Annotated in this window: 20 protein-coding genes, 1 other RNA gene and 1 other annotated feature; of the genes, 19 read left to right on the forward strand and 2 right to left on the reverse strand. The window is 46.2% G+C overall.

Translation table 11 applies throughout. From position 1 onward, the window contains the following. Positions 1–17: 17 nt before the first annotated feature. A complete protein-coding gene (locus tag BTA30_RS19920; RefSeq protein WP_076763391.1) occupies positions 18–1,589 on the reverse strand; it encodes an N-acetylmuramoyl-L-alanine amidase family protein in 1,572 nt (523 codons plus the stop codon). Between the two features lie 141 nt (positions 1,590–1,730). Between BTA30_RS19920 and BTA30_RS23215 the strand changes: the two genes are divergently transcribed. The 5 genes from BTA30_RS23215 (at position 1,731) to BTA30_RS19940 (ending at position 6,516) form a co-directional block, all read left to right on the forward strand. Beyond that, on the forward strand, positions 1,731–1,895 hold the full coding sequence (locus tag BTA30_RS23215; protein ID WP_094777364.1) for a YrzK family protein: 165 nt from the start codon (positions 1,731–1,733) through the stop codon (positions 1,893–1,895). Between the two features lie 55 nt (positions 1,896–1,950). After that, positions 1,951–2,187, forward strand: a binding site (T-box leader). A gap of 80 nt (positions 2,188–2,267) precedes the next feature. Next, entirely contained in the window at positions 2,268–3,542 is a 1,275-nt protein-coding gene (hisS, locus tag BTA30_RS19925; RefSeq protein ID WP_076763393.1) for a histidine--tRNA ligase, read from the forward strand. A 14-nt stretch (positions 3,543–3,556) separates the two neighbouring features. Continuing rightward, positions 3,557–5,335, forward strand: coding sequence for an aspartate--tRNA ligase (gene aspS / locus BTA30_RS19930; RefSeq protein WP_076763395.1), 1,779 nt, complete (start codon positions 3,557–3,559; stop codon positions 5,333–5,335). 68 nt (positions 5,336–5,403) lie between these two features. After that, positions 5,404–5,600: non-coding RNA, 6S RNA (ssrS, locus tag BTA30_RS19935), on the forward strand. Between the two features lie 151 nt (positions 5,601–5,751). Next, entirely contained in the window at positions 5,752–6,516 is a 765-nt protein-coding gene (locus BTA30_RS19940; RefSeq protein ID WP_076763398.1) for a tRNA threonylcarbamoyladenosine dehydratase, read from the forward strand. A gap of 533 nt (positions 6,517–7,049) precedes the next feature. On the opposite strand, the gene BTA30_RS19945 is transcribed toward BTA30_RS19940, so the two are convergent. After that, positions 7,050–8,315: a replication-associated recombination protein A gene (locus tag BTA30_RS19945; protein ID WP_076763400.1), complete on the reverse strand. Its 1,266-nt coding sequence runs from the start codon at positions 8,313–8,315 to the stop codon at positions 7,050–7,052. A 374-nt stretch (positions 8,316–8,689) separates the two neighbouring features. Between BTA30_RS19945 and cymR the strand changes: the two genes are divergently transcribed. From cymR to mltG, 14 genes are all read left to right on the forward strand, one after another. After that, positions 8,690–9,106: a cysteine metabolism transcriptional regulator CymR gene (gene cymR, locus BTA30_RS19950; RefSeq protein WP_076763402.1), complete on the forward strand. Its 417-nt coding sequence runs from the start codon at positions 8,690–8,692 to the stop codon at positions 9,104–9,106. 19 nt (positions 9,107–9,125) lie between these two features. Beyond that, entirely contained in the window at positions 9,126–10,265 is a 1,140-nt protein-coding gene (locus tag BTA30_RS19955; RefSeq protein WP_076763404.1) for a cysteine desulfurase family protein, read from the forward strand. Positions 10,266–10,365: 100 nt separating this feature from the next. Next, positions 10,366–11,484, forward strand: a complete 1,119-nt coding sequence (gene mnmA, locus BTA30_RS19960) for a tRNA 2-thiouridine(34) synthase MnmA (RefSeq protein WP_076763406.1) — start codon at positions 10,366–10,368, stop codon at positions 11,482–11,484. Between the two features lie 93 nt (positions 11,485–11,577). Beyond that, entirely contained in the window at positions 11,578–12,228 is a 651-nt protein-coding gene (locus BTA30_RS19965; RefSeq protein WP_076763520.1) for a tetratricopeptide repeat protein, read from the forward strand. Between the two features lie 81 nt (positions 12,229–12,309). Then, positions 12,310–14,676, forward strand: a complete 2,367-nt coding sequence (gene recD2, locus BTA30_RS19970) for an SF1B family DNA helicase RecD2 (RefSeq protein WP_076763522.1) — start codon at positions 12,310–12,312, stop codon at positions 14,674–14,676. Positions 14,677–14,764: 88 nt separating this feature from the next. Further along, on the forward strand, positions 14,765–15,229 hold the full coding sequence (locus tag BTA30_RS19975; RefSeq protein ID WP_076763408.1) for a PRC-barrel domain-containing protein: 465 nt from the start codon (positions 14,765–14,767) through the stop codon (positions 15,227–15,229). A gap of 13 nt (positions 15,230–15,242) precedes the next feature. Continuing rightward, complete coding sequence (locus BTA30_RS19980; RefSeq protein ID WP_076763410.1) at positions 15,243–15,434, forward strand: YrzR-like zinc ribbon domain; 192 nt, start codon at positions 15,243–15,245, stop codon at positions 15,432–15,434. A gap of 15 nt (positions 15,435–15,449) precedes the next feature. Then, positions 15,450–15,581, forward strand: coding sequence for a DUF3918 family protein (locus BTA30_RS19985; RefSeq protein WP_076763412.1), 132 nt, complete (start codon positions 15,450–15,452; stop codon positions 15,579–15,581). An 87-nt stretch (positions 15,582–15,668) separates the two neighbouring features. Continuing rightward, positions 15,669–16,727 carry an AI-2E family transporter gene (locus BTA30_RS19990; protein WP_076763414.1) on the forward strand — a complete coding sequence of 353 codons (1,059 nt, stop codon included), beginning with the start codon at positions 15,669–15,671 and terminating at the stop codon, positions 16,725–16,727. A 342-nt stretch (positions 16,728–17,069) separates the two neighbouring features. Next, positions 17,070–19,706 (forward strand): alanine--tRNA ligase, encoded by a 2,637-nt coding sequence (gene alaS / locus BTA30_RS19995; protein WP_076763416.1) that lies wholly within the window; start codon positions 17,070–17,072, stop codon positions 19,704–19,706. 84 nt (positions 19,707–19,790) lie between these two features. Beyond that, positions 19,791–20,057, forward strand: coding sequence for an IreB family regulatory phosphoprotein (locus BTA30_RS20000; RefSeq protein ID WP_076763418.1), 267 nt, complete (start codon positions 19,791–19,793; stop codon positions 20,055–20,057). A 2-nt stretch (positions 20,058–20,059) separates the two neighbouring features. Beyond that, positions 20,060–20,476 carry a Holliday junction resolvase RuvX gene (gene ruvX / locus BTA30_RS20005; protein ID WP_076763421.1) on the forward strand — a complete coding sequence of 139 codons (417 nt, stop codon included), beginning with the start codon at positions 20,060–20,062 and terminating at the stop codon, positions 20,474–20,476. A gap of 13 nt (positions 20,477–20,489) precedes the next feature. Beyond that, positions 20,490–20,774 (forward strand): DUF1292 domain-containing protein, encoded by a 285-nt coding sequence (locus BTA30_RS20010; RefSeq protein WP_076763423.1) that lies wholly within the window; start codon positions 20,490–20,492, stop codon positions 20,772–20,774. A 106-nt stretch (positions 20,775–20,880) separates the two neighbouring features. Next, the gene (gene mltG / locus BTA30_RS20015) at positions 20,881–21,975 is read left to right on the forward strand and encodes an endolytic transglycosylase MltG (RefSeq protein WP_076763425.1); all 1,095 of its coding nucleotides are present in this window, start codon (positions 20,881–20,883) and stop codon (positions 21,973–21,975) included. The last annotated feature ends 109 nt before the right edge of the window (positions 21,976–22,084 follow it).

The raw sequence follows: 22,084 nt of genomic DNA on the forward strand, positions 1-22,084 counted from the left end.
CCAAATGGCAGCTTTTTTTAGTCGAAATAGTTTTCAAGCCCGCTTCTGATGCCGTCTGTTACTCGTTCACGGTAAGCATCTGTGCTCACGACTGCTTCTTCCTGAGGGTGGCTTAAGTAGCCAAGCTCAAACAGAGCGGACGGCTGCTTGTTTTCCCTTAATACAAAATAATCCCCGAATAAAACGCCGCGGCTTGGCAGAGGCGAGTGCTTCTCGATTTCGGACTGAACGTCTGAGGCCAGCTTCTGATCTTTAGAAGGGCTGTAATAATAGGCTGTATTGCCTCTTACAGACGCATTGACGAAACTATCATAATGAATGCTGATAAAAGCGTCGGCGTTTCGGTAATGAGAGGTCGCAACACGCGACTGCAGGCTGACGAAAGAATCGTCATTGCGGGTCATATAGACGTTGACTCCATCGGCTTTCAGCTTTGCGGCGAGAAGCCTTGCTGTTTTAATGGTCAGCCCTTTCTCAAGCGTCCCGCGGGTTCCGATGGTTCCGCTGTCATGTCCGCCGTGTCCGGCATCAATGACAATCGTCTTGTTTTGAATAGAACCGCTCGCACCCGACGGCTTTGACAAAGGCGGTGCAGGAGTGTCTGCATCTCCCTGTGCGCCCGATTGATCAGACGTCTGTACGACCCAGCTTGCGACATATCCAGAATTTCCGTCTGACAGCGTGATTTCATACCAGTCGCCTTTCGTACCTGCAATCGGATAAGATTCGCCTTTTCCCGCACGCTTGACAATCGTTGAGGATGTCGACGCATCACTGCGGATGTTTGTCCCTTCATAGACGATGGTTGCCTGCTGTTTTGACTCAGAACCGCTCTTTGTTTCCGCGGCGCCGGTCTTCTGTCCATTACCCTCTACAATATAGTGGCTTGCGGCCCAGCCCTTTTGGCCGTTGAACTCGATTTCATACCATCCGTGCTGTTTACTTAAAATCGCTACATCCGTATTCCGCTTCAGCGTGGCAATGACTCTTCCTTGATGGGAAGCAGAGCTTCTGACATTTAGGGTGGAGACCCCGACAGTTCCCGTTTTGGATGAAGCGTTTGACGCTGATGATTCAGTTGTTTTCTTGCTTGAAGCATCATTGTTGACATAATCGGCATGAACCCAGCCCGTTATATTTTGATACGAAATTTTGACCCATTTTCCGTCGGTTTTTAACAGATCAGCCTGTTCTCCTTGAGGGAATTTGCCTTGGACCTCATACGAAGTGCCAGGCCCCTTTCTGATTCTCAAGTCTGCTGCGGAAGATGTCACCTTCCCGCTTACAGATTCAGATCCGCCGGAGGCTTTTTCTTTTTTCTTAATGAGCCAGGCCACGACCCAGCCTTTTTGTCCGCCGTTTAACTGGATTTGCACCCAGTCGCCTTTTTCCTCCAGAATCGGATAGGTTTCATTTCGGTTTACGACGCTGCTGATTTCGTGACTCAATCCCGGACCGCTTCTGACATTGATCTCATCGGTGGCAATCACGGCTTCACCGATGGCTGCCGAAGCTGTGTTGGATGATATATAAAAGGCTGCTTGAGCTGCCAGCATCACCAACAGGATCAATATGGCGCTTTTTTTCATATTGATTCTCCATCTCCTCCCTTCGTGAAAACTTGCAACAATACTTCTTTCTCTATATCGTATATTCCTTGCCGATTTTTTAATAAAATGAAAATGATTTGTTTATACTATAGAAAAAAGATATCAAAAGGATGTTGCCAAATGAGGTATAATCAAAGAATGGGTAAAGCGATCCATGAACAAAATGCGAATCTGCATCTGAAGGATCATTCCGACCCCGAGCACATAGGCTTCTTGGAAGAAACGGCGACAGAGCTCGGGCTGACATCAAAAGAGTCCGTAAAGAATAAAAAGAACCGCAATTAGGGTTGACATGGAAACATAACCCTCGTATTATAATATAAATTAGTATACATATGAGTATGAACTGAAGATGGAGAATAGTAGGTAAGAGTACGTGGAAAGAGAGGAATCGCCCTGGGCTGAAAGCGGTCTGCACGGTATCTTATCCGAATGAACACTCCGAAGGTTTCCCGCTGAAAGCTCTGTCCAAACGAGTGAATAGGCGGAGGACGTGAACCTGCGTTAAAGGCATGAAAGCGGGAACTGTTAAAGTTCCAACTAGGGTGGCACCACGGGTATAACTCTCGTCCCTACTATTGGTTTTATAGTAGGCTCGGGGGTTTTTTCTATTTACAGATGAGAAAATCGGATGAAAACATGAGGAGGCTTTACAAAATGGGATTTAACATTCCAAGGGGAACACAGGATATCCTCCCCGGAGAATCAGAGCGCTGGCAATATGTTGAGAAGATTGCGAGAGAGACGTGTCATGCGTATCAATATAAAGAAATCCGGACGCCTATTTTTGAACATACGGAGTTGTTTTCGCGGGGGGTTGGAGAATCGACTGATATCGTACAAAAAGAGATGTATACGTTCGCTGACAAAAAGGGAAGAAGCCTGACGCTCCGTCCCGAAGGCACAGCTTCTGCAGTACGTTCTTTTGTTGAAAATAAACTGTACGCAAACCCTGTCCAGCCGACAAAACTTTATTATATCGGTCCGATGTTCCGCTATGAAAGACCGCAGACCGGACGCTACCGCCAATTTTATCAATTTGGCATCGAAGCGATCGGCTCGAGTGATCCTGCGATTGATGCTGAAGTGATTGCGCTGGCGATGAGCGTGTACCGTAAAGCCGGTCTGCGCAATTTAAAGCTTGTCATTAACAGCCTCGGCGACAAAACGAGCCGGGTTGCCCACAGAGAGGCGTTAATCAGCCACTTTGAACCGCGTATTGATGAATTTTGCAGCGACTGCCAACAACGGCTTAAGCAAAATCCGCTGCGGATATTAGACTGCAAAAAGGACAGAGATCACGAGCTCTTGAAAACAGCGCCATCCATTCTGGAATATTTAAATGAAGAGTCTGAAGCCTATTTTGCAAAAGTGCAGCAATACTTAACAGACATCGGAATTTCATTTGAAGTTGATGCGAATCTCGTCAGAGGTCTGGACTATTATAATCACACGGCTTTTGAAATCATGAGTGATGCGGAAGGCTTCGGCGCCATCACGACGCTTGCCGGAGGAGGAAGATATGACGGCCTTACCGAGGAATTCGGCGGACCGAAAGCGCCCGGCATCGGCTTTGCAATGAGCATTGAACGCCTTCTTGCCGCACTCGACGCTGAAAATGTGAAAGTTGAAGCGGGTGGAGGAATTGACTGCTATATCGTGACACTGGGCGAAAAAGCCAAGGATTATTCCGTGTCTCTTCTTTACAAGTTGAGAGAAGAAGGGATTTCTGCTGAAATCGATTATGAGAATAAAAAAATGAAAGGCCAGTTTAAATCTGCCGACCGCCTGCATGCGAAATATATCGCGATTTTAGGCGAAGATGAGCTTGCCCAGAATAAAATCAATGTCAAAGATGCGAATACAGGAGAACAGCAGGAAATCAATCTTGATGAGTTTATCCGTTTTATGAAAGCAAACACTGAAAGTTAAAGGAGAGGAACGCTTTGTTTGGACGAACGTATTATTGTGGCGAAATAACAGAGAAAGCGATTGGCGAAACCATCGTCTTAAAAGGATGGGTTCAAAAAAGACGCGATCTCGGAGGCTTGATTTTTATCGATTTAAGAGACCGTTCCGGCATCGTACAGGTTGTATTTAACCCTGATGTCTCCAAAGACGCGCTCGAAACTGCAGAAGGCATCCGCAGCGAATATGTGCTCGACATCACAGGGAAAGTCGTAGCGCGCGAGGAAGCGACCGTCAACCCAAACTTGAAAACCGGGAAAATTGAAATTCAGGCGGAGTCAGTCAGCGTACTGAGTGCGGCTAAAACACCTCCTTTCGCAATCAGCGACCAAGCTTCAGAAGTATCTGAGGATGTTAGATTAAAGCACCGCTACCTTGACTTGCGCCGTCCGGAGATGTTTAACTCCCTGCAAATGCGGCATAACATCACGAAAGCGGTCCGCCGTTTCTTGGATGACAATGGCTTTCTCGATATTGAAACCCCTGTTCTGACAAAAAGCACGCCAGAAGGCGCCCGCGACTATCTCGTGCCGAGCCGTGTTCATGAAGGGGAATTTTATGCACTGCCGCAGTCCCCGCAAATTTTTAAGCAGCTTTTGATGGTGTCCGGATTTGACCGCTATTATCAAATCGCCCGCTGTTTCAGGGACGAAGATTTGCGGGCGGACCGCCAGCCTGAGTTTACGCAAATCGATATTGAAACATCGTTCATGAGCCAGGAAGACATCATGAAGCTGGGTGAAGACATGATGGCTCAAGTCATGCGGGAAACCCGCGGCGTCGACATTTCTCTGCCGCTGCCGAGAATGTCTTATGAAGACGCGATGAACCTTTATGGTTCTGACAAACCGGATACGCGTTTCGGCATGCTGTTGACCGATGTATCGGAAGCGGTGAAGGATTCAGATTTTAAAGTATTCGCTTCAGCCGTTGCGAGCGGCGGTGCCGTCAAAGCGATCAACGTCAAAGGAGCGGCAGCAAATTATTCGCGCAAAGATATCGATGCGCTCGGCGAGTTTGCCGCTAACTACGGAGCGAAAGGGCTCGCTTGGCTGAAAACGGAAGCGGACGGCCTCAAAGGACCGATCGCGAAGTTTTTTACGGGAGAAAAACAAGAAGCTCTGATTGCGGCGCTTGATGCGGCGGAAGGCGATCTGTTGCTTTTTGTCGCAGATCGGCTGGAAGTTGCCAATGATGCTCTTGGAGCCCTGCGCTTAAAGCTCGGCAAAGAGTTAAAGCTGATCGATGAAAGCCTGTTTAACTTTTTATGGGTCGTTGATTGGCCGCTTCTTGAACATGATCCTGAGGAAGGCCGTTACTATGCGGCGCATCACCCGTTCACAATGCCTGCCAGGGAGGATCTCGGTTTAATTGAGACGAACCCGGGAGAAATGAAGGCGCAAGCCTATGACCTAGTGTTAAACGGCTATGAGCTTGGCGGGGGATCGATCCGGATTTTTGAAAAAGACGTACAGGAGAAAATGTTTGCCCTTCTCGGCTTTACGGAAGAAGAAGCGAAAGAACAATTCGGCTTCCTGCTTGAGGCGTTTGAATACGGGGCTCCTCCGCACGGCGGAATCGCACTCGGCCTTGACAGGCTTGTCATGCTGCTCAGCGGCAGAACCAATTTAAGGGATACGATCGCCTTCCCGAAAACAGCAAGTGCAAGCTGTCTGATGACAGAGGCTCCTGGCGAAGTCGACAATGCTCAGCTTGATGAACTGCACCTTGCAGTCAAACGCAAAGTTCGACAGTAAATTGTAAAATATACGGCTGTACATCCCATTGAAAATCAAAGGGACGTATGATATCATTTTTAACAAATAAAGTCCTGATGTGTTTGTTGTACACCTAGTTTTGACCGAACATTTTTTTACTTGGGAGTTCGACGTTTTCAAACGGAGTAAATGCCTCTTATCACTCGGGTGCTAAAGAGGACTTACAAAGTTTGGAACAGAACACCCACCTGCCGAGAGCGGGATCAAAACGAAGGAATGCGACAACGGCACAATCGGGACTTTTTTGCGCTTAAAGGCGGTTTTTAGGCCATACATAGGATAATGTATGAGCAGCAGCGAAAAAATATGAACGAAAAATGAAAAGACAGCTTGTTTAATGACCCGATTATGTTAAGATACTATCGGTAACTGTATATAAAGATGGAGTGAGATTCTTGTTACATCAGTTTTCACGTAATGAATTAGCGATTGGCAAAGATGGATTGAATATTTTAAAAAACAGCACGGTTGCCGTTCTGGGTATCGGCGGGGTTGGTTCATTCGCGGCAGAAGCGCTTGCCCGTTCAGGAGTCGGCAGAATCGTGATGGTCGATAAAGACGACGTAGATATCACGAATGTCAACCGTCAGCTGCCCGCATTGCTTTCAACGGTCGGACAGCCGAAAGTTGACTTAATGAAAGCGCGAATCGCGGATATTAACCCTGACTGCGATGTCATCGCCTTAAAAATGTTCTATACGGAAGAGACGTATGAACAGTTTTTTGCCTATGAACCGGATTATGTAATTGACGCTTCAGATACGATCCATTATAAGATCCATTTAATGAAAGAGTGTCTCAAGCGAAACATCAAAATCATTTCAAGTATGGGTGCGGCCAATAAGACAGATCCGACGAGATTTCAGGTTGCCGATATTTCTAAAACGCATACAGACCCGATTGCAAAAGTGATTCGGACAAGGCTCAGAAAAGAAAGGATTACAAAGGGCATTAAAGTCGTGTTTTCAGACGAAAGTCCGATTGTAATCCGCGAAGACGTCCGCAAAGAAGTGGGGAATGACGAAGCAAAAATCCGCAAAGCGCAAATGCCGCCGTCTTCCAACGCCTTTGTCCCATCCGTCGCCGGTTTAATCATGGGCGGCCATGTGATCATGGAGCTGTTGAAAGATATTCCGATCACAAGGGTTAAAGATAAATAAAGCAAAAAAGGACAGCAGTGGGAATCCGCTTGCTGTCCTTTTTCCGTAAGGGGAGAACAATGGCAAGAAGATGGAGCAAAGCCAAACAGCAATTGAACGAGCTGATATGAGAACGCCTCAAAGACCGGGTAGACTTTCACGTGACAAAGTATCGGAAAGCCCATGATCAAATGGTACTGTTGACGGGAAAGATATATTTTTCGAAACCATCAACAAAACGAAGGCGCTGATGTTTTGGAAAACCGGCGGATTCAGGATGAAACGCTAAAAGCAGCAGATGAGGACGGATATTTTGCAAAATATCCATTCTATAAAGCGCTTGACGAGTATGCTGAAAACACGCTTGATTAAACGCTGTCCTCTAAACAAGTATTCGTCAGAATGTTCGGAATGAAGGACGGGAAAACGCCGCTGTCCAAAATGGAATCGGCTATCGCTCATGAACACGACATCGTAAAGTATTTTTATAAGCTCAGAGTGGAAACGGAATAGTAAAAGGCCTGTCCCTTTTAACGAGGGGGACAGGCCTTTTACTATTTTTTCTTCATCAGTTTGTCGTAAATCTGCTTCAGCGCCAGTTCAAATTTCCCCGTCTGTTTTGGCTGATAATACACTTTGTTTTTCAAAGGATCAGGCAGATACTGCTGTTCAACCCAGCCGTTCTCGTAATCATGCGGGTATTTGTACTCAACGCCTCTGCCAAGCTCTGCGGCTCCTTTATAATGGGCGTCTTTTAAATGTTTCGGGACATCGCCGATTTTTCCGGAGCGGATGTCTGTTAAAGCCTGGTCAACCGCAAGTATCGCCGAGTTTGATTTAGGCGACAGGCAGAGCTCGATCACAGCGTTTGCCAATGGAATGCGCGCTTCCGGAAACCCGATCCGTTCAGCTGTTTGAATGGCTTGAAGCGTTCTTCCTCCAGCCTGGGGACTCGCAAGTCCGATATCCTCATAGGCGATGACGAGCAGCCTCCGGGCCAAACTTTCCAAATCACCCGCTTCAATCAGTCTTGCCAAGTAATGAAGAGCCGCATTTACATCAGAGCCCCTGATTGACTTTTGGAAGGCGGAAATGACGTCATAATGGGCATCACCGTCTTTGTCATGAACAAAGCTTTTTTTCTGCAGGCATTCCTCCGCTGTTTTCAGTGTGATATGAATCGTGCCATCTTCGTTCTCCTTTGTCGACAATACAGCGAGCTCTAAAGCATTTAATGCGGATCGGACATCTCCGCCGCAACCTGAAGCCAAATGGTCAAGAGCTTCTTCATCAATCGCCACGTCATAAGAACCCAAGCCTCTGTGTTCGTCATCTAGCGCACGCCTTATTGCCGCTTTAATTTGGTCCGGATTCAATGGCTGAAGCTCAAAAATCTGCGTTCTGCTTCTGATCGCAGGATTTATCGCGTGATATGGGTTAGCTGTCGTCGCACCGATCATGATAATCATTCCGTTTTCCAAATACGGAAGGAGGAAATCCTGTTTGCCTTTATCCAGCCGGTGCACTTCGTCCAGTATTAAAATGACCTGCCCGGACATTTTGGCTTCGGCAGCAACGGCTTCCATGTCTTTTTTGTTATTGATCACGGCGTTCAGCTTACGGAAAGCGATACTGGTGCTTCCGGCAATCGCCGTGGCGATCGATGTTTTCCCGATGCCGGGAGGGCCGTATAAAATCATGGATGAAAGATGTTTTGCCTGTACCATCCGCTGAATGATTTTGCCTTCTCCGACCAAATGATCCTGGCCGAGAACTTCTTCTATTTTTGTCGGACGCATGCGAAATGCCAATGGTTTCATAAACAATCTCTCCTGAATGTATTCTTTTTATAGAGTAACGGAAAAAAGACGATTAGAAAAGAAATGAATATGGCAAGCTGAATATATGACTGAAAATGAAAGTTTATATAAAGTGTGCTATAATAACCTGTAATCTATCAGACGGATAAGGCATGTAGCCTGTCCAAATCGAGTTTTTTTATATAACAGACGCAGGCCTCGGCAGTCGGCAGATGTCAAAGCTGGGGTCTGCATTCTTCGGAGAAAAAGGCACTTGCGCCGAGTACCTTTTCGTCCCTGGTGAGAAACTCGGCTAAAGGCGCTCACGTCCTGTGAGAAACGCCGAGTACCTTCGTCCTGAAGGCATGATTTTTTATAGGTTAGAGGTGTTTATTTTGAAAATATCAACTAAAGGCAGATACGGGCTGACGATTATGATCGAGCTTGCTAAAAAGCATGGGGAAGGTCCGACTTCTTTGAAAAGCATCGCCCAGGCAAACGATTTATCTGAACACTATTTGGAACAGCTTGTTTCACCTTTGCGTAATGCCGGGCTTGTGAAAAGCATCCGCGGTGCGTACGGCGGCTATATTCTCGGTGATGAGCCTGCGTCTATTACGGCGGGCGATATTATTCGCGTGCTGGAAGGCCCGATCAGCCCTGTTGAAGTGCTTGAAAATGAAGAGCCGGCCAAGCGCGAGCTGTGGATCAAGATTCGCGATGCCGTCAAAGAAGTGCTTGACTCAACAACGCTCGAGGATTTGGCAAGCTATACAGAAGGCGAGCAAGAAGCCTATATGTTTTACATTTAAGATTGAGGTGTAGTCTAGGATGGAACGGATTTATTTAGATCATGCAGCGACTTCTCCGACCGACCCCAGGGTAGTGGAAAAAATGCTGCCATACATGACGGAAAATTTCGGAAACCCTTCAAGCATACATTCTTTTGGAAGGGAAAGCCGAAAATGGCTTGATGAAGTGAGGGCGCTGATCGCTGAAGAAATCGGAGCGCACCACAATGAAATCGTTTTTACGAGCGGCGGGACCGAAGCCGATAATATGGCCATATTAGGCAGTGCGCTTGCACGGGAAAAACAGGGTCGCCACATCATCACAACAAAGATCGAGCACCATGCTGTTCTCCATACGTGCAACAGGCTGGAGGAGATGGGGTTTGATGTCACATATCTTGATGTGGACCAGAGCGGACGGATTTCGGCAGGACAGGTTGAAGATGCGCTGCGTGATGACACCATCCTTGTCACTGTCATGTACGGGAATAATGAAGTGGGGACGCTTCAGCCGATTGAAGAAATCGGAGCGCTTTTAAAAGACCATCAGGCTTTGTTTCATACGGACGCGGTTCAGGCCTTTGGGTTTTTACCGATTCATGTAAAAGAGAGCCATATCGATATGATGTCTGTCTCCGGACATAAATTGAATGGTCCGAAGGGGACAGGCTTTTTATACGTCAGTGAAAAAGTGAAGCTGGACCAGATTCTGTTTGGAGGCGAACAAGAGCGCAAACGCCGCGCTGGAACGGAGAATGTTCCGGGAATCGCCGGACTAGGAGAAGCTGTTTTGCTTTCAACACAGGAAAGAAAAGAAAAAACGGCGCTCTACCGCCGATTTAAGGGAATGATCGTCAAAACGCTTGAAACAGAAGGCGTCTCATTTGATGTGAATGGAAGTGCGGAGCACAGCCTTCCGCATATTTTGAACGTGTACTTCCCAGGGGTTTCGGTTGAATCGCTGCTCGTCAATTTGGATATGGCGGGGATTGCGGTGTCGAGCGGATCGGCCTGCACAGCCGGATCGGTCCTTCCATCCCATGTTCTCTCCGCCATGTTTGGAGACGAGGCAGACCGGCTGACGTCATCGATACGCATCAGCTTCGGTTTCGGCAATACAGAGGAACAGGTGAATCGGGCCGCTAAAGAGCTTGCGAAAATCGTCAAGCGCCTGTCCTAAGCATGTCGGGGAGCGAAGCTAAAGATTCGCATCCGGTCCGAGAATGATGTTATGATCTGAAAGGACAAGTATATGAATTGATTTATTGGAGTTGATGAAAATGACGAAGCGGCCTGAGGATACACGGGTAGTCGTCGGAATGTCCGGAGGCGTAGATTCATCTGTGGCAGCCTTATTGCTCAAAGAGCAGGGCTATGATGTCATCGGAATTTTTATGAAAAACTGGGATGATACAGATGAAAATGGATTTTGCACGGCGACGGAAGATTATGAAGATGTCATTAAAGTGTGTAATCAAATCGGCATTCCATACTATGCAGTTAACTTTGAAAAACAATATTGGGAAAAGGTTTTTCAATATTTTCTAGATGAATATAAAGCGGGAAGAACACCGAATCCCGATGTCATGTGCAATAAAGAAATTAAATTTAAAGCCTTTTTAGAGCATGCTCTGTCACTTGGCGCGGACTATTTGGCCACAGGCCATTATGCAAGGGTCGAGCGCACGGACGGCCGGGTCAAGATGCTGAGAGGGCTTGATGAAAATAAAGATCAAACCTATTTCTTAAATCAGCTGACAGAAGAGCAGCTGAGCAGGGTGATGTTTCCAATCGGCGAGCTGCAAAAAAGCCGAGTCCGGGAAATCGCAAAAGAAGCGGGGCTTGCGACAGCGTCAAAAAAAGACAGCACAGGCATCTGCTTTATAGGAGAACGGAATTTCAAAACATTCCTCAGCCAATATCTTCCTGCCCAGCCGGGGGAAATGAGAACGATGGAAGGCGAGGTCAAGGGTCGCCACGACGGTTTGATGTATTATACGATCGGGCAAAGGCACGGCCTTGGCATCGGTGGAAGCGGAGACCCTTGGTTTGTCGTTGGAAAAGATCTCGAAAAAAATATTTTATACGTTGATCAAGGCTTTGACAATCCGTTGCTTTATTCTGAAAAAATTACGGCGACAAATGTAAGCTTTGTACATGACGAAATCGTTGCCGATGAGTCTGAACTTTCCTGCACCGCCAAATTCCGCTATCGTCAAGCCGATCACGAAGTCACTGTCAACATGACCGGAGACAATGAAGCCGAAATCGTCTTTAAAGAGCCAGTCCGCGCCGTCACCCCGGGACAAGCGGTCGTCTTTTACAGAGGCGAAGAATGCCTTGGCGGAGGGACGATTGATGATGTATATAAAGACGGACAAAAACTTTGGTATGTATAAAAATCGGGGCATTAAGCTGAAAGCTTAAAGCTAGAGCGGCTGTCGACAATGTCGATGGCCTTTTTTAAAATAGAAGACGAAAGGGAGAGAGCTTTGGATTACAACCAAATCGGAATTGAAGCCATGCAAAAAGGCGATTTTGAAAAAGCGGCTGAAGCCTTTACAAAAGCGATTGATGAAAACGGCGGAGATGCCGTTCCATACATCAACTTTGCAAATCTGCTGTCAGCGGTCGGTGAATTGGATCGCGCGCTCAAATTTTATGAAAAAGCAGTCAGCCTTGATGAAAAGGCTGGAGCCGCGTATTATGGGGCGGGAAATGTATATGTGATGAAAGAACGTTATCAAGAGGCGAAGGACATGTTTGAAAAAGCGTATCGTACAGGCATGGAAAACGGCGACTTGTTTTATATGCTCGGCACCTCGCTGATGAAGCTTGAGCAGCCGAAGCTTGCGATGCCTTATTTGCAAAGGGCGGCAGAGCTGAATGAAGCGGATCATGAAGCGCGCTTTCAATACGGTATGTGCCTTGCCAATGAAGGCATGCTGGATGAAGCGATTGAGGCGTTTTCAAAAGTAACAGAGCTCGATCCGTCACATGCAGACGCGTTTTACAATTTAGGCGTGGCTTACGCTTTTAAAGAAAATCGGGAAAAAGCGCTTGATATGCTGAATCAGGCCATCGCGATCCAGCCCGATCATATGCTCAGCATACGAGCTAAACAGCTGCTCGAAGAAGCTTGATTTAAACAAACCTAAGACCGGAGAGCTCAAAAGGAGGGGGGGAGAAAAGTGAAGCGGCAACAAAATCCGGATCAAATTGAAATGGACGAAGCCTCTTTTCTGAAAGGAACGGTATCAACGGTCATTTATCATAATGAAACAAATCTTTATACCGTGCTGAAAGTGAAAGTGCAGGAAACATCGGAGTCTTTCGATGAAAAAAACGTTTCCGTGACGGGGTACTTTCCTGCGATCTTTGAAGACGAAACCTATACATTTTACGGAAAAACCGCCTCCCATCCGAAGTTCGGCCTGCAATTTCAAGCGGATCATTTTAAAAAAGAAGTCCCTACGACAAAGGAAGGGGTCATTCAATATTTAGCAAGTGATTTATTTGAAGGCATCGGCAAAAAAACGGCTGAAGAAATCGTCAAAAAGCTTGGAGAAGGCGCGATCAACAAAATTTTAGGCGACGCTGCCGTGCTTTATGATGTGCCGAAGCTCTCCAAAAAAAAGGCGGATAAGCTTGCCGCTGCACTCCAGAAGCACCAGGGGCTTGAGCAGATTATGATCTCCTTAAGCGAGTTTGGTTTCGGACCGCAGCTTTCCATGAAAATTTATCAAGCATATGAATCAGAAACGCTTGATAAAATCCGCGAAAATCCGTACCAGCTTGTCAAGGATGTAGAAGGAATCGGCTTTATCAAGGCTGATGAACTCGGCGGCAGAATGGGGATCTCAGGCAAGCATGCAGAACGGATCAAAGCGGCGATTTTATATGCGATTGAAGCAGCATGCCTTCAGGAAGGTCATACGTACATACAAACAAAACAGCTCATCATTGAAACCCAAAAGCTGTTAAACCAATCGTCCGACGATGAAAAAGTGACGGAAATGGATGTGGCCGATGCGATTATAGCGCTCGGTGAACAAAAAGAACTGTTCGTCGAAGATGACAGATGCTACTATCCATCGCTTTACTATGCTGAACAAAGCTTTGCCAAAAGAGTTCAGAAGATCGCGGATCAAACAGAATATGATGAACAGTTTCCCGAGTCCGAATTTTTGCTTGCTTTAGGCGAGCTTGAAGAACGGATGCAGGTTCAATATGCGCCAAGCCAAAAAGAAGCCATTCAAAAAGCGCTGATGTCGCCGATGCTGCTGTTGACAGGTGGCCCGGGTACAGGGAAAACAACCGTCATCAAGGGAATCGTTGAATTGTACAGCGAGTTGCACGGCTTGAGTCTAAATCCAGCTGATTATAAAAAAGATGAAGCATTTCCATTTGTATTGGCTGCGCCAACAGGGAGAGCCGCGAAGCGGATGAGCGAGTCGACCGGGCTCCCGGCTGTGACGATCCACAGGCTCCTTGGCTGGAACGGTGCTGAAGGCTTTACACATGATGAGGACAATCCGATCGAAGGAAAGCTAATCATTATCGATGAAACAAGCATGCTTGATATTTGGCTTGCCAACCAATTATTTAAAGCGATTCCCGACCATGTACAGGTGATTATGGTCGGGGACGAAGACCAGCTTCCATCGGTCGGTCCCGGCCAGGTGCTTAGAGACCTTCTGGCATCAAATGCCATTCCGTCAGTCAGACTAACTGATATTTACAGGCAGGCAGAAGGGTCTTCGATTGTGGAAATGGCCCATGAAATGAAAAAAGGGAGACTTCCGAATCATTTGACAGCGCCGACAAAAGACCGTTCTTTTATCCGCTGCCGCCAGCAGCAAATCAAAGAGGTTGTTGAAAAAGTCGTTAAAAATGCGCTGCAAAAAGGATATACTGCGCGGGACATCCAAGTGCTCGCTCCGATGTACAGAGGCACGGCCGGAATCAATGAATTAAACTCATCTTTGCAAAGTATTCTGAATCCCCCGAAACCAAAGGGAAGGGAAATGAAGTACGGAGATGTCGTATATCGGACCGGCGATAAGATTCTCCAGCTCGTCAATCAGCCGGAACACAATGTATTCAATGGCGATATGGGCGAGATCGTTTCGATTTTCTATGCGAAAGAAAACACGGAAAAAGAAGATATGGCGGTCGTCTCTTTTGACGGAAACGAAATCACTTTCACAAAAAAAGATTTTAATCAATTTACACATGCGTATTGCTGCTCTATTCATAAATCACAAGGGAGCGAATTCCCGATTGTCATTCTTCCCGTCGTGAAAAGCTATTATCGGATGCTGAAAAGAAATCTGCTTTATACAGCCATCACAAGAAGCAAAAAATTCCTGATTTTGTGCGGTGAAGAAGAAGCTCTTGCATGGGGCGTCAAAAACAAAGAATCATCAGAAAGACAGACATCACTCAAAAGAAGGCTTCTGCAGGCGGCGCATGAAGAGGATGAGGAGCTGATGGCGCTGCAAAAAGAACTGCCATTCAGCGTATATGACGCCAATATCGGAATGGAAGGCATCACACCTTTTGATTTTATGGAAAAAGAAGCGGAATAAGTGTTTTCCATGGAATCCATTTCATCGTATGAGTCTCTTCCCAACGGCAGAACATAAGACTGTTCGGAAAAAGGTGGTTGATCACACTTTGAGAACATGCAATGAGCTCGAAGGACTCAATGTTTATGAAAAACAGTCTTCTCTTTTGCTTGGGCTGATTACAGATATCTGCTTTTCACAAGAAGGGACATGTCTTGGATTGATCATGGAAGAGAAACGGCGGTTTTATCATCACCGTTCACTCCTTCCGCTCCCCTCTGTCACAGACATCAGAAGTGACGGCGTATATGTCGATTTCACCGAATTTAAGCCGATGCAAATCCCAAAGCAAAGCTTTTCATATGACCAGTTGAAGCAGAAAATGGTCAAAAACGGCTCTGGTGATACTTTGGGGATACTGGAAGATGTATACTTTTCTTCCGGCTCGGGCATAATCGTAGCATATGAACTTTCGGACGGTTTTTTTGCCGATTTGTCAGGCGATAAAAAGCAGGTCCAGTCATCTGGAGAACCGCTTGAAGTAGGCAGAAGCACAATCGTCTTGAACGAATAAGAGGTGTGTTCAAATGCTAATTTGCCCGAATTGCAAAAGCAAAAACATCGGCAAAATCGGTGTGAATCAATATTATTGCTGGGGATGCTTCATTGAGCTGACTCTTTCCAAAGGAAAAATTTCAACTCATCAAGTCGAAGAGGACGGAACATTGAGCAGTCTGGATGATCTGTTTACAGATGACGAACGTACGATGAACCTTTGAATGGAGGTTAGACATTTGAATCGGACAATGACTTCTCTCATTTCTTTAGGAGCCGGTGCTTTCATGTACTACATGGCCACACAAAACGACATGATGAATAAACGAAACATGAGAAGACTCAGAAGACGCGTCATGAAAATGTTTTGACAGCGAGGGGTGCCCTTTTAAGGGCATCCTTTTTTTCTTGGGGAATAAATACAAACAGATTTCAAAAGCTAACAAGGGGTGAAAAAAATGCTGAAAAAACCGCTGCAGCTTTTAATGTGGATCTCGATTTTTATGCTTTTATTATTGACTGTCTATATTTTTTTGCAGCTCAGAATGATCTGGGAGCCGGTTTGTATCTTAATTAGATCGGTTCTGATCCCTTTGGCGATTGCGGTTTTTATCACATATCTGCTTCTGCCCGTCGTTGAAAAAATACACCGCGCGGGCGTGCCGCGGACGCTGAGTATTTTGCTGATTTACTTCTTGTTTTTTGGGGGACTCGGCTATGCCTTTTATAAAGGCGTACCCATTCTCATCAAACAGCTGACTGAGCTGTCTGAAGGCATTCCCCATCTTGCTGCCTCTTACGAAAATATGTTAGATAAACTGCATCATCACACAGATGGCTGGCCTGACGGCATGCATGACAGAATCGACAAGTTTGTCAATCAGACAGAAGAATTCGTGGGAAGCTGGGCGGAACGGACGATCACAAGCATCCGCTTTATTTTTGATTATATGCTTGTCGCGGCCGTTATCCCCTTTTTAGTGTTTTACATGGTGAAAGATATCAATACGATGAAAAAAGCCGTATGGTATTTGACGCCTCCTTCGTGGAGGAAGAGAGGAGGCGAGTTCATTAAGGATGTTGATGACTCGCTTGGAGACTACATCAGGGGCCAGCTTTTTGTATGCCTTGTGATCGGTTTGGGAGCCAGCCTCTCATTTTGGTTTTTCGACCTGCCTTATCCGCTTATCCTCGGCCTTGTCATTGGAGCGACAAACGTCATTCCGTATTTCGGTCCGGTCATCGGCGCCATTCCTGCTGTCATGATTGCCGCCGCACTGTCGACAAGGCTGGTGATCATTGTCATTATCACCATTTTGACTTTGCAGTTTATTGAAGGCAATATTCTCGGACCGCTAGTTGTCGGGAAAAGCCTCCATATGCACCCGGTCGTCATTATGCTCGGACTGCTTGCCGGCGGAGAATTGGCCGGAATCATCGGCATGATTTTAGCCGTGCCGGTGATGGCTGTCCTCAAGGTAATGCTCGCCCATTTTGTGGCGGCAAGAAAGGCTTGAACGTGAGAAGTTGACATTCCCGTTTACCTTGTCTATAATTTCGAAATAGACATACATACGTATCTCGACTGACGGATCCGAGTATACTGAAGCCCTGTTTTATAGAGAGAAGCTCCGTGGTGGTGAAAGAGTTTCAGCAGAAGATCAGTAGAAGCTAATCCTGAGTGCAGGCGAAAACCTGCCGTCTTTATCCGGCGTTACTCGGATATAAAGGTGATGGGCGTCTATTCGCCCATAATCAGGGTGGTACCGCGAGAGGAGCTCTCGTCCCTGTGTAAACGCATGTTTGCATAGGGCGGGGGCTTTTTATATTGCATGTGATTATCTAAAGGAGGAATAATAATGAAGGCATTAACATCCGCACAAGTGCGTCAAATGTTTTTGGATTTTTTTAAAGAGAAAGGGCATGCAGTAGAACCGAGCGCTTCTCTTATTCCGCATGAAGATCCTTCACTGCTTTGGATCAACAGCGGAGTCGCAACCCTGAAAAAATATTTTGACGGACGGGTGGTGCCGGAAAATCCGCGCATCTGCAATGCGCAAAAATCAATCCGGACAAATGATATTGAAAATGTCGGAAAAACAGCGCGCCACCATACGTTTTTTGAAATGCTCGGAAACTTTTCGATCGGTGATTATTTTAAAGAAGAAGCAATCGAATGGGCGTGGGAATTTTTAACCGCTCCAAAATGGATCGGCTTCGACCCTGAACGCCTGTCCGTCACAGTCCATCCGGAAGATGATGAAGCTTACGAATTATGGGCGAAAAAAATCGGCGTTCCCGAAGAGCGGATCATCAGACTGGAAGGGAACTTCTGGGATATCGGAGAAGGCCCGAGCGGTCCGAATACGGAAATTTTCTATGATCGCGGAGAAGCCTACGGAAATGATCTGACAGATCCGGAGCTTTATCCCGGCGGAGAAAACGAGCGGTACCTTGAAGTATGGAATCTCGTGTTTTCCGAATTCAACCACAATCCCGACGGAACGTACACACCGCTTCCGAAGAAAAACATTGATACAGGGATGGGTCTTGAACGGATGGTATCCGTGATTCAAGATGCCAAGACGAACTACGATACAGATCTGTTTATACCGATCATTAAAGCGACTGAAGCCATTTCAGGAGAAAAATACGGTACTTCAGCAGAAAAGGATACCGCCTTTAAGGTTGTGGCGGATCATATCCGGACGGCTGCGTTTGCGGTCGGCGACGGAGCGCTTCCGTCCAACGAAGGACGCGGCTATGTCATCAGAAGGCTGCTCCGCCGTGCTGTGCGCTATGCAAAGTCAATCAATATCAACCGCCCGTTCATGTATGAACTCGTTCCGGTTGTGGCTGACATTATGGCTGCTTTTTACTCCGAGGTCAAAGAGAAAACGGAATTTATCGCGAAAGTCATCAAAACGGAAGAAGAGCGTTTCCATGAAACATTGAATGAAGGCTTGGCCATTTTGTCTGAAGTCATTCAAAAAGAGAAAGCAAAAGGAAGCAGCGTCATTCCCGGTGAAGATGTCTTTAAACTGTATGATACGTACGGATTCCCTGTCGAACTGACGGAAGAGTACGCTGGAGATGAGGGCATGAAGGTCGACCATAGAGGCTTTGAACGCGAAATGGACAAGCAGCGCGAACGCGCGCGCCAGGCCCGCCAGGAAGTCGGCAGCATGCAGGTTCAAGGCGGCGCTCTTCGCGACGTCATGACCGAAAGCGAGTTTATCGGCTATACGGATATGAAAACGGAAACCAAAATCGCCGAGCTTCTGCAAGACGGCGAACTTGCCGATGCGGTTCATGAAGGCAATGCTGTTCAATTCATCTTAGAGAAAACGCCATTTTATGCCGAAAGCGGCGGACAAATCGGCGACAAAGGCTGGGTAAGAAGCGGTGAGGCTGTGGTTCGCATCACAGATGTCAAAAAAGCGCCAAACGGCCAGCATCTGCATGAAGGGATCGTTGAAAGCGGAACAGTTGAAAAAGGCATGAACGTAACAGCTGAAGTGACAGACCGTCTTAGAAAAGATATCGTCAAAAACCATACGGCGACACACCTTCTCCATCAGGCGTTGAAAGATGTGCTCGGAACGCATGTCAACCAAGCCGGATCACTCGTGTCAGACAGCCGCCTGCGCTTTGACTTCTCCCATTTCGGTCAAGTGACAAAAGAAGAGCTCGAACAAATCGAAACAAAAGTGAATGAAAAAATTTGGGATTCGATTCCTGTTCAAATTGACTTAAAGCCGATCGATGAAGCGAAAGCAATGGGAGCCATGGCATTGTTCGGAGAAAAATACGGGGATATCGTCCGCGTCGTCAAAGTCGGAGACTACAGCATCGAGCTGTGCGGAGGCTGCCATGTGAAGAATACCGCTGAAATAGGCCTCTTTAAAATCGTTTCAGAATCAGGCATCGGTGCCGGCACCCGCCGGATTGAAGCCGTAACAGGCCAAGGAGCCTATCAGGAAATGAATGCCAAGCTCGAGCTTCTCGAACATGCCGCAGAAGTTCTGAAAACCAATGTGAATGAAGTTCCGAAGCGGATTGAATCACTGCAGTCTGATTTAAAAGATGCGCATAGGGAGAATGAATCCCTGCTTGCTAAGCTCGGCAACAAAGAAGCGGGAGAGATTTTGGAAAAGGTAAAAGAAATTGGCGGAATCAAACTGCTCGCGGAAAAAGTCAATGCCAAAGATATGAATCACTTGCGCACGATGGTCGATGAACTGAAAGCGAAATTAGGCTCAGCTGTAATTGTGCTCGGAGCGGTTCAAAATGAAAAAGTGAATATTTCTGCCGGAGTTACAAAAGATTTAATAGAGAGAGGTTTCCATGCTGGCAAACTTGTCAAACAAGTCGCTGAAGCGTGCGGTGGCGGCGGTGGCGGTCGTCCTGACATGGCTCAGGCAGGAGGAAAACAGCCTGAAAAATTGGAAGAAGCTTTATCTTCTGCAGAAGAATGGGTGAAATCCGTTTTATAAATGGCCGATGTAGTGTAGAATGATGATAGAGAAGGTATTCAGGCTGAAACTTTGCCTGCGAATTTGGGAAAGAGGTGCAAAACGGTGAGCTCATTTGATAAGACGATGAAATTTAACTTTTCCGACGACTCAATGGAGACAAACGTAAATGAGGTGCTGATAACCGTCCACGACGCGCTTCAGGAAAAAGGCTACAACCCGATCAACCAAATTGTCGGATATTTGCTATCAGGTGATCCCGCTTACATTCCAAGGCATCAAGATGCACGCAATCTGATTCGGAAAATTGAGAGAGACGAGATAATCGAAGAACTGGTTAAATCGTACTTAGAACAGCATAAAGAGGCGTAAAGATGCGAATATTAGGTTTGGATTTAGGTTCAAAAACGCTCGGCGTCGCACTCAGCGATGAAATGGGCTGGACGGCGCAGGGAATTGAAACGGTCAAAATTGACGAAGCGAGCGGTGATTACGGGTTGAGCCGCCTCGCTGAGTTAACGAAAGACTATACAATAGATAAAATTGTACTCGGGTTTCCCAAAAACATGAACGGTACCGTCGGCCCGAGGGGAGAAGCCAGCCAGAAATTTGCGGAAGTGCTTGAAGAAGCATTTCAAATTCCCGTTGTGCTTTGGGACGAGCGGCTCTCGACGATGGCAGCCGAAAAGATGCTGATTTCAGCAGACGTAAGCAGGCAAAAACGGAAAAAAGTAATTGATAAAATGGCTGCTGTGATGATCCTGCAAGGATATCTCGACAGCCTAAACTAATGAGGTGATCATAATGGAACACGGAGAAAAAAACATTACGATTGTAGACGATAAAGGAAATGAACAGCTTTGTGAGGTTCTCTTCACATTTGACAGCGATAAATTTGATAAGTCCTATGTGCTGTACTATCCGATCGAATCACAGGATGAAGAAGAAATTGAAATTCATGCTTCAAGCTTTCAGCCGAATGAAAACGGTGAAGACGGAGAATTGATGCCGATCGAAACAGAAGAAGAATGGGATATGATCGAAGAGACGCTGAACACGTTTTTAGCGGATGAAGAAGAGGAAGAATAAAAAAAGCTGCCGCAAGGCGGCTTTTTTTTATGAAAACATTTTGTAATAAATTGCCGAATGAAAACGAATCATGTAGTATATAGCATGGGAGGAGAGGAGGACATAAATGTTTGAAGATCAGACCAAGAAATCGTTTATTAAAAAACTCCTTAATCATAAAATAAAGTTTTGGCTGGCGGTTGCGGCCGTGCTGCTGATTTTAGGCGCGGGCGGCTTTTCGCTGTATGTCAAATCAGCTCTTGAACCGGTCGATAAAAATAGCCAAAAAATGGTGAACATCTATATTCCGAAAGGATCGAGTGTTTCTTCCATTGCTGCGAAATTAAAAGAACAACATTTAATTAAAAACGAAAAAGTATTTATCGCCTATGTCAAATTTAAAAACGCCCCCGGCTTCCAAGCGGGAAACTTCCAGCTGAGCCAATCAATGGACCCTGCCGGCATGATTGAAAAGCTGACAAGCGCGTCGCACGTGCCGGCCTTTAAAATCGTTATTCCTGAAGGCAGACAGCTCAGCGAAATCGCCGACATTATCGCCGGAGAAACCAACTTCTCCAAACAAGACATTATGAACAAGCTTGATGACCGGGAATTTATCGAGACATTAAAAAAGAAATATCCGAAATTGATCACGGACGAGGTGTTCAGCAAGAACATCAAACATCCGCTTGAGGGATATCTCTATCCTGCGACATATCCTTTCTATGATCCGGATACGAAGCTTGAGACCATCATTGAAGCGATGATCAAGCAAACCGAAAGACTTGCCGAAAAATATCAGTCACAGATGAGCGATCAAAAAATGACTGTTCACAAAACGCTTACAATGGCATCTTTAATTGAAGAAGAAGCGACGGAAAAAGCGGACCGCCATAAAATTTCCAGCGTATTCTACAATCGTTTAGCCAAAAAGATGCCGCTGCAAACAGATCCGACTGTTTTATATGCGCTTGGAAAACATAAACACCGTGTCGTCTATAAAGACCTTGAGGCAAATTCCCCATATAATACGTACAAAAATACCGGGCTTCCGCCAGGACCGATTTCAAATGCGGGGGAAACATCCTGGGAAGCAGCATTAAACCCGGATAAAACAGAATATGTCTACTTTCTCGCTAAGAAAAACGGAGAAGTTGTTTTTACAAAAACACTTGAAGAGCATAATCATGCAAAATCAAAGTACATCACCAACACTCAGTAGCGAGCAGGCAAGGCCGGAAGGGAATGAGGGGAGAGTAAAAAATACTCTCCTTTTATTCGCAAATGCAATGGTTTTATGGTAAAATATATCGGGTTGTTTATTCGAGAAA

Origin of the sequence: Bacillus swezeyi, from assembly GCF_001969815.1 — a bacterium.
In the GTDB taxonomy this organism is placed as follows: Bacteria; Bacillota; Bacilli; order Bacillales; family Bacillaceae; genus Bacillus; species Bacillus swezeyi.